The sequence below is a fragment of the Pseudoduganella sp. GW821-FHT05F09 genome (assembly GCF_059419605.1).
In genome coordinates this window covers 152,305-169,114 of record NZ_JBWKSD010000004.1, presented here as the reverse complement: position 1 = coordinate 169,114, position 16,810 = coordinate 152,305, and the positions used below count along the sequence as shown (strand labels likewise).

14 protein-coding genes are annotated in these 16,810 nt (G+C 68.1%); 3 read left to right on the top strand and 11 right to left on the bottom strand.

Annotated features, from left to right (window positions below; all coding sequences use genetic code 11):
* Nucleotides 1-38: 38 nt before the first annotated feature.
* The 7 genes from tssA to AC07S4_RS14220 form a co-directional block, all read right to left on the bottom strand.
* On the bottom strand, nucleotides 39-1,115 hold the full coding sequence (tssA, locus tag AC07S4_RS14250; protein ID WP_494987279.1) for a type VI secretion system protein TssA: 1,077 nt from the start codon (nucleotides 1,113-1,115) through the stop codon (nucleotides 39-41).
* Nucleotides 1,116-1,127: 12 nt separating this feature from the next.
* The gene (gene tssH / locus AC07S4_RS14245; protein ID WP_494987278.1) at nucleotides 1,128-3,764 is read right to left on the bottom strand and encodes a type VI secretion system ATPase TssH; all 2,637 of its coding nucleotides are present in this window, start codon (nucleotides 3,762-3,764) and stop codon (nucleotides 1,128-1,130) included.
* Nucleotides 3,761-4,225, bottom strand: a complete 465-nt coding sequence (gene tssE, locus AC07S4_RS14240; protein WP_494987277.1) for a type VI secretion system baseplate subunit TssE — start codon at nucleotides 4,223-4,225, stop codon at nucleotides 3,761-3,763. Before tssE ends, tssH begins: the two co-directional genes overlap by 4 nt.
* 70 nt (nucleotides 4,226-4,295) lie before the next feature.
* A complete protein-coding gene (locus tag AC07S4_RS14235; protein ID WP_056405272.1) occupies nucleotides 4,296-4,787 on the bottom strand; it encodes an Hcp family type VI secretion system effector in 492 nt (163 codons plus the stop codon).
* A gap of 30 nt (nucleotides 4,788-4,817) precedes the next feature.
* The gene (gene tssC / locus AC07S4_RS14230) at nucleotides 4,818-6,302 is read right to left on the bottom strand and encodes a type VI secretion system contractile sheath large subunit (protein WP_494987741.1); all 1,485 of its coding nucleotides are present in this window, start codon (nucleotides 6,300-6,302) and stop codon (nucleotides 4,818-4,820) included.
* A gap of 14 nt (nucleotides 6,303-6,316) precedes the next feature.
* Nucleotides 6,317-6,823, bottom strand: coding sequence for a type VI secretion system contractile sheath small subunit (gene tssB / locus AC07S4_RS14225; RefSeq protein ID WP_494987276.1), 507 nt, complete (start codon nucleotides 6,821-6,823; stop codon nucleotides 6,317-6,319).
* 17 nt (nucleotides 6,824-6,840) lie between these two features.
* Nucleotides 6,841-7,419 (bottom strand): hypothetical protein, encoded by a 579-nt coding sequence (locus AC07S4_RS14220; RefSeq protein ID WP_494987275.1) that lies wholly within the window; start codon nucleotides 7,417-7,419, stop codon nucleotides 6,841-6,843.
* A gap of 179 nt (nucleotides 7,420-7,598) precedes the next feature.
* Between AC07S4_RS14220 and tssJ the strand changes: the two genes are divergently transcribed.
* Genes tssJ through icmH form a run of 3 tightly spaced genes read left to right on the top strand, consistent with a single transcriptional unit; the run spans nucleotide 7,599 to nucleotide 10,334 of the window.
* Nucleotides 7,599-8,189 (top strand): type VI secretion system lipoprotein TssJ, encoded by a 591-nt coding sequence (tssJ, locus tag AC07S4_RS14215; RefSeq protein ID WP_494987274.1) that lies wholly within the window; start codon nucleotides 7,599-7,601, stop codon nucleotides 8,187-8,189.
* Between the two features lie 19 nt (nucleotides 8,190-8,208).
* Nucleotides 8,209-9,555 carry a type VI secretion system baseplate subunit TssK gene (tssK, locus tag AC07S4_RS14210; protein WP_494987273.1) on the top strand — a complete coding sequence of 449 codons (1,347 nt, stop codon included), beginning with the start codon at nucleotides 8,209-8,211 and terminating at the stop codon, nucleotides 9,553-9,555.
* Entirely contained in the window at nucleotides 9,552-10,334 is a 783-nt protein-coding gene (gene icmH, locus AC07S4_RS14205) for a type IVB secretion system protein IcmH/DotU (RefSeq protein ID WP_494987272.1), read from the top strand. Before tssK ends, icmH begins: the two co-directional genes overlap by 4 nt.
* Before the next feature lie 37 nt (nucleotides 10,335-10,371).
* Here the strand turns inward: icmH and AC07S4_RS14200 are convergent, their stop codons facing one another.
* From AC07S4_RS14200 to AC07S4_RS14185, 4 genes are all read right to left on the bottom strand, one after another.
* Nucleotides 10,372-11,145, bottom strand: coding sequence for an OmpA family protein (locus tag AC07S4_RS14200; protein ID WP_494987271.1), 774 nt, complete (start codon nucleotides 11,143-11,145; stop codon nucleotides 10,372-10,374).
* Nucleotides 11,146-11,155: 10 nt separating this feature from the next.
* Entirely contained in the window at nucleotides 11,156-12,151 is a 996-nt protein-coding gene (gene tagF / locus AC07S4_RS14195; RefSeq protein ID WP_494987270.1) for a type VI secretion system-associated protein TagF, read from the bottom strand.
* On the bottom strand, nucleotides 12,148-15,906 hold the full coding sequence (tssM, locus tag AC07S4_RS14190; RefSeq protein ID WP_494987740.1) for a type VI secretion system membrane subunit TssM: 3,759 nt from the start codon (nucleotides 15,904-15,906) through the stop codon (nucleotides 12,148-12,150). The genes tagF and tssM overlap by 4 nt, the downstream gene beginning before the upstream one ends.
* An 83-nt stretch (nucleotides 15,907-15,989) precedes the next feature.
* Nucleotides 15,990-16,742: a M15 family metallopeptidase gene (locus AC07S4_RS14185; protein ID WP_494987269.1), complete on the bottom strand. Its 753-nt coding sequence runs from the start codon at nucleotides 16,740-16,742 to the stop codon at nucleotides 15,990-15,992.
* Nucleotides 16,743-16,810: the final 68 nt, after the last annotated feature.

The window sequence follows — 16,810 nt, the reverse complement described above, 5'->3', positions numbered from 1 at the left end:
GGAAATTATTTGAGGCCGCTATTCGGCCAGGTGGCCGATCAAAGCGCGGGCGGCGCCGCAACGCCAAGCAATTCATCCATTTGGGCGATGGCGCCGGGCTCCTTCAGCACGTCGCGCAGCCACAGGTGCAGCGGCAGTTCGCCCCAGCCGGCGGCCTTGTCGGCCAGGTAGGCGACCGGGCTGTGCGGCTCGGTGCGGCGGAAGAATTCCGCCACCTGCCGGAGCTGGGCCAGCGCCTGCGCGCGGTTCAGCGGCGGGCCGGAAGGCATACGCCCCGGGCCTTCGGCGCCGCCATGCGTGTTGCCGGCTCCTTGTACCGCGCCGGCCTCGCTGCCGCCCTCCTCACCGGACGGCGTGGCCAACGGTTCAATAAAATCGATGGCGTTCAGCAGCGCCTCGCGGGCGGCGCCGAAGCCCGGCCCGTCCACGCCCAGCCGCTCATCCACGGCGCGCTCGAGCTCCTGCAGCGACGCCAGGCAGTAGCGCGCGTCTGCCAGCAAAACGTTGTTGAATTGAGACGAATTGCGGCGCCGCTCGGCATCCAGCTCGGCCAGCCCCGGCCCCTCCGGCGCCGCCACGGCAGGCGTAGGCCAGCCGCCGCTGCCCGCCGCCGCGCTGGCGCTGCTGGCCATGGCCACGCGCTGGCGCGCCGCATCGAAGCTGGCCATGGAGACGCCGCCGCTCTCCGTCACCGCAATTTCCTTCACCAGTTGCGGCGTGTGCGCCAGCAGCCAATACAGATTGCCCACGCGCTGCTCGGCGTCGCCGCCGTCGATGGCCGGGTGCAGGCTATCCCAATAGCGGGCGCACAGGCCGGCCAGCAGCGCGTAGCCGTCGCCCAGGCCACGGAAGCCGCGCGTCTTGGCCTGCGCCTCCGCCAGCCAGACCGCCAGCCGCAAGTCCTTGCTGCGGCCTTCGATCAGCGCGGCGCAGCGCGCGGAGACGAAAGGCCAATCGGCCTCCTTCAGCGTGGTCACCCAGGCGCCCTGGTCCAGCGTGGGGTCGTCCGCCAGCCGCGCCTTGACGATTTCATCCACCTCGCTGCCGAAGGAGATATCCTCGCCGCAGGCTTGCTGCACGCTGATGGGCTGGAGCAGTTGCGCAATATTGAACATGTGCCGCCTCCTTTATTTGATGGTGTACTTGAACTGTCCCTGGCGGCTGGCGCCGGCCTTGATGCTGGCGATCGCCACGCCGTCCGCCATGCGCGCCAGCACCGCTTCCGCTATCGCCGGCAGCAGGCTGCCGTTCAGGATGTGGTCCACATTGCGCGCGCCGGAATCGACCTCGGTGCAGCGCGCCAGCACGGTGTCCACCACGGCGCTGTCGTAGCTGAATTCGGCATGGTGGCTGGTGCGGATGCGCTGTCCGATGCGGTCCAGCTTGAGCGCGATGATGCGCGCCAGCACCTCGTCGGCGATCGGATAAAACGGGACCAGCTGCATGCGGCCCAGGAAGGCGGGCTTGAAGTGCTTCATCAGCTGCGGCCTGGCCAGCTCCTCAAGCTCACCGGGCGAGGGCCGCCCGGACACGGGCTTGTTCAGGCAGGCCTGCATGATGGCGGACGAGGCCACATTGGAGGTGGCGATGATGACCGTGTTGCGGAAGTCGATCTCGCGGCCTTCCGCGTCGTCCAGCACGCCCTTGTCGAACACCTGGAAGAACAGTTCCGCCACGTCCGGATGGGCCTTTTCTATTTCGTCGAGCAGCACCACGCTGTAGGGCGCGCGCCGCACCGCCTCGGTCAGCACGCCGCCTTCGCCATAGCCCACGTAGCCGGGCGGCGAGCCTTTCAGGCCCGAGACGCTGTGCGCCTCCTGGTATTCGCTCATATTGATGGTGATGAGTTTGCGCTCGCCGCCGTAGAGCAGCTCCGCCAGCGCCAGCGCCATCTCGGTTTTGCCCACGCCGGAAGGGCCGGTGAACAGGAACACGCCCTGCGGCTTGTTGGGGTCGTCCAGGCCGGCGCGCGCGGTGCGCACGCGCTGCGCCACGGCGGCCACGGCATGCGGCTGGCCGAGTACGCGCGCCTGCAGCGCGGCTTCCAGCTTCTGCACGGCGCGGATCTCGTCGCGCACCATTTTGCCGAGCGGGATGCCGGTCCAGCCGGACACGATGGCGGCCACCGTGTGCGCGTCCACGCGCTGCGGCGCCATCGGTTCGCTGCCCTGCAGCGCCGCCAGTTCCTCCTCCAGCGCCGCCATGGACACCCCGCCGCCCACCGGCGGATAGCTGCCGCGCTGCACCGCCATGGCGGCGTGCAGCGCCTTCTCGCGCTCCCAGCGTTCCAGGTGCTTCTGGTGCTCCTGCATCAGCGTTTCGCGCGCCACGCGCAGCTCGCGCAGCCGCGCGGCGGTGCGGCCGTCCTGCGGCAAGTCGCCCTGCTCGCGCTCCAGCGCGGCGATTTCAAAGCCGATGCGCTCCACGTGCTTCTGCGCCTGCTCCACCTGCTGCGGCGCGGCGCTGCGGGCCAGGGCCACGCGGGCGCAGGCGGTATCGAGCACGCTGACCGCCTTGTCCGGCAGCTGGCGCCCGCTGATGTAGCGGTGCGACAGGCTGACCGCCGCCACCACCGCCTCGTCGCTGATGCGGATGCCGAAATGCTTTTCCATCAGCGGCGCCATCGCGCGCAGCATGGCGCAGGCGATTTCCTCGCTGGGCTCCTCCACCTTCACCACCTGGAAACGGCGCGCCAGCGCGGCGTCCTTTTCGAAGTACTTCTTGTATTCGCTCCAGGTGGTGGCGGCGATGGTGCGCAGCTCGCCGCGCGCCAGCGCCGGCTTGAGCAGGTTGGCCGCGTCGTTCTGGCCGGCCTGGCCGCCGGCGCCTATCATGGTGTGGGCCTCGTCGATGAACAGCACGATGGCGTGCGCGCTCTTGCGTACTTCGTCGATCACGGCCTTGAGGCGGTTTTCGAACTCGCCCTTCACGCTGGCGCCGGCCTGCAGCAGGCCCATGTCCAGCGCCCGTATCTCCACGCCGCGCAGCACTTCCGGCACGTCGCCCGCCACGATGCGCAGCGCCAGGCCTTCCACCACGGCGGTCTTGCCCACGCCCGCTTCGCCGGTCAGGATGGGATTGTTCTGGCGGCGCCGCATCAGGATATCCATCGCCTGGCGGATCTCGGCCTCGCGCCCGATCACCGGATCGAGCTTGCCCTCGCGCGCCTGCTGCGTGAGGCTGGTGGTGTACTGGTCCAGCGCGGGCGTCTTCGCGTCCAGCTGCCGGAGCGGATCGGCGGCCTGCTGCGCGGCCTCATTGTCTGTCTCCGCTGCGGCGCCGCGCTCCTCCTGCGAGCCGCGCGTGTACTTGTCCATATTGTGCTTGAGCTCATCAACCGGGAAGCGCGCGAACAGCCTGGAGCCGCGCGCGGCCAGCTGGGCCAGACCGGGCTCGGTCAGCAGCGCCAGCAGCAGATGGCCGCTGCGTATCAGGTCCGGCTGTGGCAGCGACAGCGAGGAGATCAGCCAAGCGTGTTCCAGCAGCACGGGCAAATGCGCCGAGAACACCGGCGTGCGCGCGCTGCCATTCTTGAAGCGCGCAATCTCCTTGCGCAGGTCGCCGTCCAGCGCCTCCAGGCTGATGCCGCATTTGCGCGCGATCAGCACGAAGTCGCTCTGTTCCTGCTCCAGCAAGGCCAGGAACAGGTGCTCGATGTCGACCTCGTACTGGCCCAGGCCAACGCAGATGCTGGCGGCGCGGGTGGCGGCCAGGCGGGTGGTGTCGTTCAGTTTTGCGATCAGGGTTTTCAGATTGATGCTCATGCCTGTGCTCCGCTGTGGTGGATGGCGTAGTGCAGCGTGGACGGCTGCAGCACGGCGTCGAAGTTGACGGGTTCAAACACGGGAAAGACGGCCAGCACGCCGCTGATGATGAAGTTGACGCGGTTGATGCTGCCGGCCTGCTGCTCGATGCGGGCTTGCACCTGCAGCAGGCGCGGTTCATGGCGCTCGATTGCGGCTTTCAGGCTGGCGCAGATGCGGGTCCGGTCGTCGCTGCTGCTCAGGCACATGCCCGCGAAGTCGACCAGGCCGTAATTGACGATGGAGGCGGCGCATTCGGGGTAATCGGCCAGCAGCGCTTCCGGCAGCGCGGCGCGGGTGTTCAGCAGGTCTTCCAGGTCGCGCGCGACGGCGTCCTTCAGCTGCGCGGCGGTGAAGCCGGCGGCCGCGCTGCCGCGCGCGCCCAGCAGGCGGTCCATCAGGCCGGGGGCAAAGCCGCTCATGGCTGCTCCTTTCAAAAAAATGCCGCAGCGGCTGGCACTGCGGCATGCTGCAGGGCGACAGGCTAGCCGGTCAGGCGATGCGGTTGGCGGACAGGTCCCAGCCGCCGGAGGTGTTGCCGCCGGCGCCGCCGCTGATCTTCTGCTGCGTGTATTTCCAGCGCACCTTGGAGAACTTGAAGCCGACTTCCTCGGTCAGGATGTCGCCCTCCTCCACCGCCGGCGCCACCGCGCCGATCAGCACGTTTTCGATTTCGATCTCGAAGTACTTCACGCGTTCGCCCTGCGCGTCGGCGCGCATGAACTCGAACTTGGCCTTGGGGATGGTGCGGCCGGCCGCGCAGGTTTGCAGCAGGATGGGCGAGGCCAGGTCGGCCAGCTTGGAGATCACGATGTCGCGGTGTTCGCAGCGTTCCGCCGTGTGGCCGCCGCCGGTGGAGGCGGTGGCGGACTTGGGCTGCTCCACGCCGAAGTTGACCGATTTGCATTCGATCCAGTCCTTGTGGCGGTCATCCGCCGATTCGCCTTTGATGCCATCAATGTACAGGTAGACGTCGATTGCCATTGCATGCTCCTAGGTTGTGGTTGATGGTGCTTAGCTTTTGGTCGGTTGAGGCAACTCCGCGACCAATCGGAGGGAAACGGACAGCTCGTCGAGCTGGAAGTGCGGGCGCAGGAAGGACACCGCGCGGTACACGCCGGGCCGCCCCGGCACCTCGTGCACCTGCACCGAGGCCTCGCGCAGCGGGAAGCGGGCCTTCTGGTCCTGGCTGGCGTTATCGTCCAGCAGCACGTACTTCATCAGCCAGCGGTTGAGGAAGTCCTCCACGCCGGAGGCGGCGGCGAAGCTGCCCACCTTGTCCCGCATCATGGCCTTCATGTAGTGGGCGATGCGCGACACGGCGAAGATGTATTGCAGTTGGGACGACAGCACGGCGTTGGCATTGGCCGCCTCGGAGCTGTACTTGCGCGCCTTCTGCGCCGACTGCGCGCCGAAGAAGGCCGCGTAGGCGGTGTTCTTGCAATGCACCAGCGAGATGAAACCGAGGTCGCTCAGTTCCTTCTCGCGGCGGTCGGTGATCGCCACTTCGGTCGGGCACTTGAGCGCCACTTCGCCTTCGTCGGTCTTGAAGGTGTGGGTGGGCAGGTCGTCCACCAGGCCGCCGCCCTCCACGCCGCGGATGGCGGCGCACCAGCCGAACTCGCCGAAGGCCTTGGTGAGCTTGGCGCCGAAGGCATAGGCCGCGTTGCACCACAGGTATTTGTGGTGGTCGGTGCCGTCCACTTCTTCGACGAAGTTGAAGCCCTCCACGCTGTTGCCGTCCACCGGATTGAACGGCAGGCGGCCCAGGAAACGCGGCAGCGTCAGGCCCACGTAGCGCGCGTCTTCGGATTCGCGGAAGGCTTTCCACTTGGCGTATTCCACCGTGTCGAACACCTTGGCCAGGTCGCGCGGCTTGCCCAGTTCACCGTAGCTCTCCAGCCCGAACAGCTCGGGCGAGGCGGCGCTGATGAAGGGCGCATGCGATGCCGCCGCCACGTGCGACATCTGCTCGATGAAGTACATGTCCTCCGGCTGGCGCGAAATCTCGAAGTCGCCCAGCAGCGCGGCATAGGGCGCGCCGCCGAAGGTGCCGAACTCCTCCTCGTAGACCTTCTTGAACATGGTGCTCTGGTCGAATTCCAGCGCGCTCTGGAAGTCCTTCACCAGTTCGCGCTTGGTGGCGTTGAGCATGCGCAGCTTCAGGTTCTGGCCGGTGGCGGAGTTCTTCACCAGGTAGTGCAAGCCGGTCCAGCTGCGCTCCAGCTTCTGGAATTCCGGCGCATGCATGATGGCGCTGAGCTGCCGGGAGATCAGGCTGTCCAGCTCCGCCACGCGCGCGTCCAGCGTGCCGCTCAGGTTGTGCGACACGGGCATGCTGCCTTCCAGCACCTGGTTCACCAGCTCGCTGATGATGTCCTTGGCGCGCTCGTGCTCCACGCCGGATTTGGCCACCTTGCTTTGCTCGACGATCTCGTCGAGCAGGGAAATTGCCGCCACGGCGCTTCCCTGCGCTGCTTGCGGCTGCGCCGCCTGCATTTGTGCCGACATGGTCAGTCCCCCTTCTTCTCAGCGCGCGGCGCCAGGCTGTTGAGCTGGTCCGTGTTGTTCAGCACATTGGTCAGGATGTCCTCCAGCCTGTCGTTGCCGGCCAGCTTGTTGCGCAGGTCGGCCAGCTTGCTGCGCGCATCGAGCAGGCGGCTGAGCGGCTCCACCTGGCGCACCACGGACTCGGGACGGAAGTCGGCCATGGTGCGGAACTGCAGTTCAACCGGGAACTCGCCGCCGCCGGCCAGTTCATTGGCGACCTGGAAGCGCGCCGACGGCGCCACGCCGGCCAGCACTTCGTCGAAATTGTCGCTGTCGATGTTGACGAACTTGCGGTCCTTCAGCCGCTTCTGCGCCGCCTCCGGATTGCCGCCGAAATCGCCCACCACGCCAACCACGAAGGGCAGCTCCTTGTTTTCCATGGCGTCGCCGATCTCGACGTCGTAACTCATTTGCACGCGCGGAGCGCGCACCTTGCCCAGCCGTTTCTGTACGCTTTCGCCACTGGCCATCTTGCTTCTCCTTCAGGTTAACGAATGGCGCCGAATGGATCGGCGGAGGATGCCGCGCCCGGCTTTACCGGCGCCGCGCGTCTGGCGGGCACTGGCGGCGCCTTGCGCGCCGTCGCCGGCGGCGGCACCAGCACGTCCTCGCCCAGGCTGGTGCGCAGTACGCGCGCCAGGTCCTGCGCTTCGGTGCGCAGCGAGCCGCTCAGGTTGTTCTGCTGGCTCAGGTCCGCCAGCGCCTTGGTCGACAGGCGCAAGCCGCTCACCGCGATGATGCTGTTGCCCACCTGGTCGGATGGGTCGCGCTGCAAGGCCTCCTGCGCGTGCAATATCGCCTCGCCGTAGCTGGCGCGGTCGAACTTCATCTGCGCCATCGACAGCCAGGGCGCCTTGTCGGCCGGGTAGCTGCCGGCCGCGCTGCGCAGCAGGGTCATCGCCTTGTCCTGCTGGCCGCCGGCGGCCATGCGGTTCGCTTCGGCCAGCGCGCTGTCCAGCGTGACGGCGCTGGCTTTTTCGGGCCGCAGCAGCGGCGCGTCCGTGGCGCAGGCCGACAGCAGCAGCGCGCAAGCCAGGCCGGGGATGGTGGTTCCGAGTTTCATCATGGTCTCCTTCGGTACGGGTGGAGGCCATTATTGAGGCTGAAAATGCAACAGCGATTGCGTTTGCGCAAAGCCTGCGCTTGCCCGCGCGGCACGGCGGCCCACGGCTTGCGCCGCCTCAAACCCGCGTGCGCCGCGCTTGGATTTAATGGCTGGACCGCCTCCCGCAAAAGGACGTTCCGATGAAAAACCTGCGCCGCATTCAGGCCGCAAGCTTGCTCGCCCCATTGACGATGGCGCCGCTGTTTGCCGCGGCATTCACGCTCGCCGGCTGCGCCGCAGGCTCGATCGCGGGCGCCGCCATGGAGCTTGCCGGCCTGCGAAAACCGCCCGAGCTGCCGGAATTCCAGAAGCCGCCACGGCAGATCGCCATCCATTTGCACGCCGGCGGCAATCTGAACGCGGGCGCGGACGGCCAGCCGCTGGCGCTGGCCGCGCGCATCTACAAGCTGCGCCAGAGCGCGGCCTTCGAGCGCGCCAGCTACGGCGGATTTCTCAACGCGCAGACCGAACGCGAGCTGCTGGGCGCGGACCTGGTGGAAGTGAAGGAAGTACAGCTGATACCCGGCCAGCGCTACGACGTGGTTGAAAGCGTGGGCCGTGAAGCAGCCCACATCGGCGTTGTGGCGCTGTTCCGCAACCCGGCGCCGCAGCGCTGGCGCGCCGCGTTCTCCGCCAGCGAAGCGGAAAAATCCGGCATCACCATAGGCCTGCACGCGTGCGCGCTCACCGTGCAGGGCCAGCCACTGGTTGGCACGCGCTGCCAGCCCTGACACCACCTTGGGAGCATCCATGAGCACAGCAGCAAAGGTACTTTGGGGCGAGGGCCTGTTCCTGCGCCCCCAGCATTTCCAGCAGCAGGACCGCTATCACGAAGCGCGCTTGCGGCTCACCGCGCAAGCGCTGCAGCCCTATTTGTGGGGCGTGCTGGCGGTGGAGTGGGACACGGCGGCGCTGCAGGCCGGCATGCTGCGCCTGCACGCGCTGTCCGCCATGTTCCGCGACGGCGAATTGAGCGACGCGCCCGCCAGCGATCCGCTGCCGCCGGCGGTGGACCTGGGCGCGCTGCCGCCCAACGTACAGGAGGTGACCTACTATGCCGCCCTGCCCTCGCTGGCGCCGGACAACAGCAACTGCGCTCCGGCCGGGGCTCAGAACCATGGCGCACGCTACGCCCAGGCCGAGCGCACCACGGCGGACATCTACACCCAGGCCGCGCCGGCGGAGTTGAGCTATCTGCGCAAGGCGGTGCGGCTGGTGTCCGACCAGGAACCGCACGGCGGCTACGAGTGCTTTCCGCTGATACGCCTGCGCCGCGCCGTGTCGGGTGGGTTCGAGGCCGACCCCGCCTTCATTCCGCCCAGCCTGTCCGTGGCGGCAGCGCCGCGCCTGAAGATCCAGCTGGAGCAGCTGATGGACGCGCTGCAGGCCAAGGTCAACGCGCTGCAAGGACATATGCGCGAACCCAGCCGCAACGTGATCGAATTCCGCTCCGGCGACGTTTCCGCCTTCTGGCTGCTGCACACCGTGAGCACGGCCAGCGCCACGCTGATGCACTACCTGCGCCACCCGGCGCTGCACCCCGAGCGCCTGTTCGAGGCCATGCTGGGCCTGGCCGGCGCGCTGATGACCTATTCCAAAGCCCATACCCTGGCCAGCCTGCCCGCCTACCAGCACGAGCAGCCCGGCCCCTGCTTCGCGCAGCTGGACGCGATTGTGCGCGAGCTGCTCGATACGGTCATCTCGGCGCGCTACTTCTCGATTGCGCTGAGCGAGGAGAGACCCTGCTACCACAAGGGCAAGCTGGATTCGGGCAAGATCGACCAGAAGGCCACGCTCTATCTCGCCATCGGCGCGGCCATGCCCGCCATGGAGCTGGTGGAGGTGGCGCCGCTGCGCATCAAGGCCGGCGCGCCGGACGACGTGGACCAGTGCGTGCTGTCCGCCATGCCGGGCGTGAAGCTGTCGCACGCGCCGCAGGTGCCCGCCGCCATCCCGGTGCGGCCGGACACCTGCTACTTCGTGCTGGAGAACAAAGGCGTGCTGTATGAGCAGATGCTGAAGGCGCAGTCGATCTCGATCTATGTGCCGGCCGGTATCCGCGACCTGCGCCTCGAACTGATAGCGGTGACGGCATGAGCGCGCAGATCGAACGCCGCGTGGCGCCCTCCCTGTTCGGCGGCCGCGCTGCGCCGGGCGCCGCCGCCGGCCCGCGCATCGAATCCCTGCTGGACCTCATGCACGAGGGCTTCTACGTCCTGTTCATGCTGAAGAACGGTTCGGCGCCGCCGGGCGAGCATGAGTTTGCGGACAAGGTGGCGCAGTTCCTGTCGGGCTTCGAAAGCGAGGCGCGGCGCCTGCGCGCCAACGCCGAGGACATCGAGGCGGCCAAGTACGCCTACTGCGCCGCGCTGGACGAGATTATCCTGGCGTCCGGCTTTCCCATCCGCGAGCCCTGGGAGCGGCGGCCCTTGCAGCTGACCGTGTTCGGCGACCAGCTGGCGGGCGAACACTTCTTCGACCGGCTGGAGACGCTGCGCAGCCAGGGCGGCGCGCGCCTGCAGGCGCTGCAGGTGTTCCATCTGTGCCTGCTGCTGGGCTTCAAGGGCAAGTTCGCGCTCGACAGCAGCGACAAACTGGCCTGCCTGACCGCGCGCCTGGGCGACGAGATCGCCCACATCAAGGGCAAGAGCCGGGGCTTTGCGCCGCGCGCGGAGCGGCCCGACCAGGTGGCGCACAAGCTGCGCAGCGACGTGCCGCTGTGGACCTTGTCCGCCCTGTTTGCGCTGGCGGCGCTGTGCGTCTACATCGGCATGAAGACGTCGCTGGACCAGGCCACGCAGCAAAGCATGGCGGGCTACGCCCACCTGGTGAAACTGGCGCCGCGTCCCGCAACTCTGACCGTGACGCTGCCCTGAAAAGCTGGCGCCGGGCGCAAGCCCGGATCCCGAACAGCTACTGCGCAATGCGGAATTCGATGCGGCGGTTGCGCGCGCGGCCTTCGCTGGCGGCGTTGTCCGCCACCGGCCGGTCCGGCCCCTGGCCGGACACCGTGATCATGTCCGGGCTGATGCCTTTCTGCGCCAGGTAGCCGCGCACCGCCTCGGCGCGGGCCAGGCTGAGCGCCACATTGCTGTCCCGCAGGCCAACATTGTCGGTGTGGCCTATCACTTCCACCTTCTTGCCCTTCACTTTCTGCAGCGCCCCGGCCATCTCGTCCAGGATGTCCTTGCCGGACGGGCGTATCGCCGCCTGTCCGCTTTCGAATTCAATGATGCGCTTGGCCAGCGTGGCGTCCAGCAGTTCCTGCTCGGCCGCGCTCACGCGCAAGCCGTTGTTGACCGTGTAGCTGGGATTGAGGCTGACGGCAGCGTCGCTGGCGATCTGCTGCCGCTGCGCCTCGTTGGCCACCTCGCCGCGCAAGGTGACTATATTGCCCTCCACTTTCAGCTCGCCCTTGCTGATCAGCTTCAGATTGGGACCTATTAATTTTTGCACATAGCCGCTCCAGTTGGGCGGCAGCGCCACGTTGCCGATGCCGATCTGGTCCACCACGCGCTCCGCGCCATACAGCTCGCGCAAGCGCTGCAGCATGGCGGCCTTGCTCGCCTCGTCCGGCACGGTGCCCGTCACGACAACCTGGCCGGGCCGGGGCGTGGCGGGCAAGGGATACTGGGCGTAGGCATGGACGGCGGCGCTGCACAGCAATGCGGCTGCAAGGTAACGCATGGTTCGCTCCTCAGGCAAAGGTTTCATGAAACAGCGCGCAGGCCGACTTGAGCGACAGGCGCTCCTGTTCCAGGCACGCCGACAGGCGCAGCACCTTGTGGTCGCTGGCGATCATGTCGTCCACCCAGCCGGTGCTGTCGAACGTGATCTGCTGCGCCTGGGCGAACTGCGGATCGATCACGCCGCGCAACGTGGCGGGCGACGCGCCGCTGAAACCCAGCACCAGCATGGGCCGTCCGGCTTGCTCGCACACCAGCAGCGCCAGTTCTATGTCCGCCTGCCGCAGAAAGGGTTCGGCCAGCGACAGCCACAGCGCGGCTGCGGTGGGACGGTGCAACGGATCGCGCGGCAGCGGCAGCGCCAGGCTGCGGTCCAGCCGCGTGCTGCCGGACCAGCCGAAGGGCTGCAGCAGCAGGCCCACGGCCAGCAGCATGCGCCGCGCCGAGTAGCTTGCGCCATGCTGCGCCAGCATCGCCTCCAGCCCGCCCAGCGAGGTGTGCTCGAGGAAGTCGTCCAGCGCCGCGGCATGGCCCGCGTGATGCGGCTCGACCGCCAGCGCGGAGCTGGACAGGGCGTACAAGTGCGGCGCCGGATGCAGCGCCATGGCCGCCGCCGCCGCGCCGCCGGCCAGCGCGGCCCAGAACGGCGCCAGGGCGATGGGACTGTGGCGCAGGAAGTCGCCCGGATCGGCCACGTCCAGGGCGCCCATGGCCAGGAAGGGAAAGCGCCGCTGCGACTGGTCGCTGCTGGCCACCAGATGGCCCGCAACGGCGCGCTTGCTGCGCGTGCCCACGAAGGCGAAATGCAGCGGCTGCACCGCGTCGTAGTGCAGCTTCCAGCGCGGCTCCGTGGTCAGCTCCGTCATGGTGTCGGCCAGCCAGCCGTCCAGCAGTTCGGCCAGCGCGTGGTTATCCCCGGCCTTGATAAAGTCGCTGCGCGCGGGGATCTTCCCGAAGTAGCCCACGCGGACCATCTGCGGCGCGCTGCTGACAGGTGCGCGGCTCATTGCTGCGCTCCCTGCTGCGCCGTCTGCGGCAGCGCGGCCAAGGCGGACGGCGCCGCGCCGACTATCGCCTCCGGCAGCTTCATGCCCCGGAAGCCCTGGTCCTGCGGCCCGGCGTCGCCGCCGCCAGCCTCCGGGCTGCTGGTGATTTTCAAATCCAGCGCCACGCTGATGGCGCCATTGGTCCAGCGCAGTTCATGCACGCCCTCCTCCTTGCGCTTGCGCGCGGCCGCGTCGATCATGCGCTTCAGGCCGAACTGGCCCGCTTCGTTGAACAGCTCCACGCTGCGGCCGTCGAACGCCACCGCCGTGATGCGCGCGCCCGGCACGCCCTGCGGGCTGGGATGGACCATGCTGGTCCACTGCGCCGGCGTGTTCCGGTAGCGCAGCAGCTGGCCGTCAATCTCCACTGTGTATTCCAGCGTGCCCGGCGCGGGCAGCGGCTGGATCTGGAACACGGTCTGCGCGGCGGCCGAGGGAGCGGCAATGCCGCCGGCACCCAGCGGCGCGATCCAGCCGGGGAAGCGCGCCACCGCCTGCGGCGACAGCGCAATGCCCATGTCGGCCCAGGTGCGCGGCGCCAGCACATCGCCGCGCCGCACCACCAAAGGCCCCATGGACGTGGTGACAAACTTCGCCACCAGGCCGTCGGGGCCAAAGAACTGCCCTATCTCGGCGCTGCTGGCCTCGATTTTCGCGCCCGGCGAGAACGGATACTTTGCCGCCAGCGTGCGCTGGAAGGGTTCGTAGACCTGCGCCAGCCAGGTCTTGTTGATCTCCGCCTCGGCCGGGGCGACGATGACGGCGAAGGTCTGCATCAGCGGGCGCACCAGGATGGGCCGTATTGCGCGCTTCTGGCTATCGCTCATCCCGGTCAGCATCTGTTCGTCGACAAAGCGCAGCGCGTCGGCCAACTCGGAGCCGCTGCCTTCCAGCGTCTGCTGCATGAACTGGCGCGCGCCGGGGCCGGGGTCGCCCTGGTTCTTCAGCGTGTTGAGCCGCGTGCGCAGGCGCGACAAGGTCTCCATATAACCGCGCAGCAGCGTGGCGTCCTTGTCCCTGGCCCCGACCAGTTTGGCCACCGCCGCGAACTCGCGTCCCACCGCGCCCATGGGGCGATCGGTGCGCGCCGGGTCCAGCTGCAGGTTCACATTGACCGGCACGGGCGCGCGCCGCAGCACGGTTTGCATCATCCACTCCTTGAAGCCCTGCTGCGCCTTCTGCACGTCCGCGCTGGCCTGCGTGGGATTGTCCCAGGAGGTCTGCTCGCTGATGGTGCCGAGCAGCTTGATGATGGGCGAGGACTGCGGATCGCCCAGGCGGTTCATGGCCGCCACCGCGCCGTTGAAGCCGCCCAGGTCGGCCACCGCCACGCCCTGCACGAACTTCTGCCACTCTTTCGCGTAGTCGGCCTTGTACATCTCCACCAGGTTTTTCTGGATCTGCTCGGGGCTGCCCTCCAGCGTCAGGTCATCCCTGGTGGAGGTCTTCAGCACCCAGTCCGTACTTTGCAGCTCGCGGCTGGCCGCGTCGCGGAAGGCCCCCTGGACGTACTTCTCCCAGGCCTCACGCGTGAACGCGCCCGGGATGGCGTAGCTGCCCGCGACAAGCCCCTGGTCCTGCTCGCCGACGATGCGCACCACCGTCATGGCAGGAAAGCGCGTACCGGCGCGGGCCTTGATGTCCGCATACACGCGGTCGCGCGCGGGCATGCCACGCACCACCCGCCGCAGATTCTCGCGCGCCTGGTCCACCAGCGCCAGCTTCTGCTCTATGCGCGGCCAGGACGGGTCGCCGGACTGCGCCAGGTAGTAGGTCAGCAGGCGCTCGGCGCTGCGTATCATCTGCTCGCGCGGCATGGCGCCGCGATTGGCTTCCAGCCAGCCGCGCCAGTAGCGCGTGAGCTGGTCGTTCAGGTGGCCCGCCTCGGCGCGCGGCGTATCGGCCAGCATCAGGTAGGTCTTGAGGGCGTTGTAGGCGTCTTCAACGCTGAGCGGGTTGGCCTCGGCGTATTGGCGCGGGGCCGCTGCGGCGGCGGGCGCGGTGCTTGACGTTGCCGCCTGCGGCGTAGCCAGCCGGTCCGCATTGGCGTTCATCTCGAACAGCAGCGCCTCCAGGCTGGCCGCCACCGGCCTCACCATCACCTCCTTGATGCCCGCGTAGTACTCCTCGCGCAGCTTGCGTTCCAGCAGGCCGCCCTGGTATAGCCCCATGCCCAGCAGCCACGGCCGCTCGCGGCCGAACTTTTCAAGCTGCTCGATACGGTCCTGCAGGATTTCAAGCGCTTCCAGGCGCGATTGCAGGTCCAGCCTCTTGTCCTGCAGCTTCACCACTTTGTCCAGGTCCGCCTGCACATTGGCCGCCAGCTGGCGGTTGCCCATATAGGACCAGGTCCATCCGCCCAGCGCGCCGCCCAGCAGCAGCACCGCGCCGAAAAATGCCGCATACCTGAGCCGCGCGCTGGCGCGGCTCGCGTACTGCGACACCAGCGCCTTGTCCGCAAACACCACGTCGCGGAACAGCTTGAGCAGGAAGTAGCCGCCGGCGGAGCCATACGGCATGGGCGCGGCCTGCTGCTGCTCCGGCTTGAGCGCCAGTTCAAACCGTTCGGCGATGCGCTGCGACTGCGCGCTGACCGGCTGCCCTTCCTGCAAGGCGCTGGTGAAATAGAAGCCCCGGAACACGGGCTTGTACTGAAACGGATTCTCCTCGAACAGCGTGGCCAGGAAGGCCCGCAGCGACGCGCGCAAGGAGACGAACTCCATCGGGAATGTGAACACGCCGGGCGCCATGCGCGTGCGGCGCGGCTGCGCCATATTGGCCATGCTCATTTCCACCAGGCCGGCGTGCAGCTCGTCGAAGCCCTGGTCGAAGAAGGCCAGCAGTTCCTCGCTGCCGGCCTTGCGCCGGTAAGGCATGGTGGCGCCCCACACGCGCTCGCGTTCACTGCGTTCGCACTGGCAGAAGAAGTCGCTGAAGCCCGCGATCAGATCCGCCTTGGTGAACAGCACATACACCGGCGCATAGACTTCCAGCCGCTCGATCAGATCCTGCACTCGCTTGCGCAGGCTGCGCGCCAGCTTCAGCGCGCCGTCCGGATCGCTGCGCAGCTCGGCGATGCTGACCGCCACGATGATGCCGTTCACCGGCGCGCGCCTGCGGTGCTTCTTCAGCAAGTCCAGGAAACCGCGCCATTCCGCCAGGTGCTCGTCCTCCACCGCGTAGCGCCCCGCCGTGTCGAGCACGATGCCGTCCGTGGTGAAGAACCAGTCGCAATTGCGGGTGCCGCCCACGCCGTGCACCACGCGCGCGTCCGCAAACGGAAACTGCAAACCGGAGTTGACGATGGCGCTGCTTTTGCCTGCGGACGGATTCCCGATGATCATGTACCACGGCAGCTCGTACAGTGCGCGCGAGCCCGGCATGCGGCCCAGCTTGGAGCCCTTGATGGTGGCGATGGCCTTGAGCATGCCGCTGCGGATGGCGTCCACCTCGTGGCGGCTGGCGCCGTCTTCGGCCGGCGCAGCCTCGGCGGGGACCATCGCTTCCGCCAGGCCGGCGGTGGCGCGCGCGGCGTGGCGGCGCCGCAGCCAGCGCACCAGCAGCCACGCCAGCAGGGCCGCCGCCAGCGCGGCCACGGCCCAGATCAATGCAAGCTCCAGCAGCTCGGCGCCAAGGTAGAACAGCGCCGCCATGGCCACAAAGCCGGCGATGGTGAGGTTGCGGGAGTCGGTCAGGAACAGCCAGGTTCGTCGCATCATGATAGCTCCGGGGCGCCAGTCGGCAGACCCGAGCTATGGTGCCACCTGCCTTGCCATGCATTCTTGAGGCAGAACAAGCCTCAGCGTTTGCGTTGCATGGTTCCGGGCAAACGCAGCTCGGCGTGGCCGAAGTCCATCATGGTCCAGCGGCCGCCCCAGGTCAGTCCCGCCGCTTCCGCCGCCTCGCCATACAGGCGGTAGCCGCGCATGGCCCAGGGGTCTTTTTCGGAGATCACCAGTTTGCCGTCGCGCAGAAAGGCGCAGTCGGCGGCGAGGCCGAACTGGTGGTAGCTCTGGAAGGCGCGCGCATTGGTCACGCTGGCGCCGGCGCTGGCGAGCAAGTCCTGGCGCTCCGGGCTGCGGTAGCCTTCGAGCAGCGCCATGTCGTAGCCATGCTGTTCCTTCATGATGCGGAACACCATCAGCAGCCGCTGCTCGAAGTCCGGATGCAACAGCTGCCAGCTGCGGTTCGCGCCCGCCAGCAAGGGCCGCGCGCGCACCACCTCCACCGTGGTGAAAGCCAGCGGCGGCAGCGATGGCGGCGGCACCAGCTGCTCGCCCTGCAGCAGCTCGGCCACCTGGCTGTTCACCGCCCGCCCGTCATAGTCGAAAGCAGGCAGCGCCACGCGGCGGATGGCCACCAGCGCCAGCATGGGCGGCAGCACCAGCAGCAGCGCGCCGCCGGCCAGCAGCCATGCGTAGCGCTGGCGCAGCAGGACGCGGCAGCGCGGCATCAGCGCCGCAGCCAAGGCCTCGCGCCGGGCCGGAAACAGCAGCAGCCATCCGCTGGTGCACACCAATACAAACAACAGCATCAAGGAAACGACAAGCATAGTGCGCTCCGTCAAAGCGTGGCCGGGCGGCTGGCCGCACACTGATGGCGGCAGTACCGGAATCGCTC

What these genes read in the sequence shown, in the direction of transcription:
- tssM (WP_494987740.1), bottom strand. Translation starts at nt 15,906, where the DNA reads ATGCGACGAACCTGGCTGTTCCTGACCGACTCCCGCAACCTCACCATC.
- icmH (WP_494987272.1), top strand. Translation starts at nt 9,552, where the DNA reads ATGAGCGCGCAGATCGAACGCCGCGTGGCGCCCTCCCTGTTCGGCGGC.
- tssB (WP_494987276.1), bottom strand. Translation starts at nt 6,823, where the DNA reads ATGGCCAGTGGCGAAAGCGTACAGAAACGGCTGGGCAAGGTGCGCGCT.
- tssE (WP_494987277.1), bottom strand. Translation starts at nt 4,225, where the DNA reads ATGAGCGGCTTTGCCCCCGGCCTGATGGACCGCCTGCTGGGCGCGCGC.
- AC07S4_RS14185 (WP_494987269.1), bottom strand. Translation starts at nt 16,742, where the DNA reads ATGCTTGTCGTTTCCTTGATGCTGTTGTTTGTATTGGTGTGCACCAGC.
- tssJ (WP_494987274.1), top strand. Translation starts at nt 7,599, where the DNA reads ATGAAAAACCTGCGCCGCATTCAGGCCGCAAGCTTGCTCGCCCCATTG.
- tssH (WP_494987278.1), bottom strand. Translation starts at nt 3,764, where the DNA reads ATGAGCATCAATCTGAAAACCCTGATCGCAAAACTGAACGACACCACC.
- tssC (WP_494987741.1), bottom strand. Translation starts at nt 6,302, where the DNA reads ATGCAGGCGGCGCAGCCGCAAGCAGCGCAGGGAAGCGCCGTGGCGGCA.
- AC07S4_RS14200 (WP_494987271.1), bottom strand. Translation starts at nt 11,145, where the DNA reads ATGCGTTACCTTGCAGCCGCATTGCTGTGCAGCGCCGCCGTCCATGCC.
- AC07S4_RS14220 (WP_494987275.1), bottom strand. Translation starts at nt 7,419, where the DNA reads ATGATGAAACTCGGAACCACCATCCCCGGCCTGGCTTGCGCGCTGCTG.
- tagF (WP_494987270.1), bottom strand. Translation starts at nt 12,151, where the DNA reads ATGAGCCGCGCACCTGTCAGCAGCGCGCCGCAGATGGTCCGCGTGGGC.
- AC07S4_RS14235 (WP_056405272.1), bottom strand. Translation starts at nt 4,787, where the DNA reads ATGGCAATCGACGTCTACCTGTACATTGATGGCATCAAAGGCGAATCG.
- tssA (WP_494987279.1), bottom strand. Translation starts at nt 1,115, where the DNA reads ATGTTCAATATTGCGCAACTGCTCCAGCCCATCAGCGTGCAGCAAGCC.
- tssK (WP_494987273.1), top strand. Translation starts at nt 8,209, where the DNA reads ATGAGCACAGCAGCAAAGGTACTTTGGGGCGAGGGCCTGTTCCTGCGC.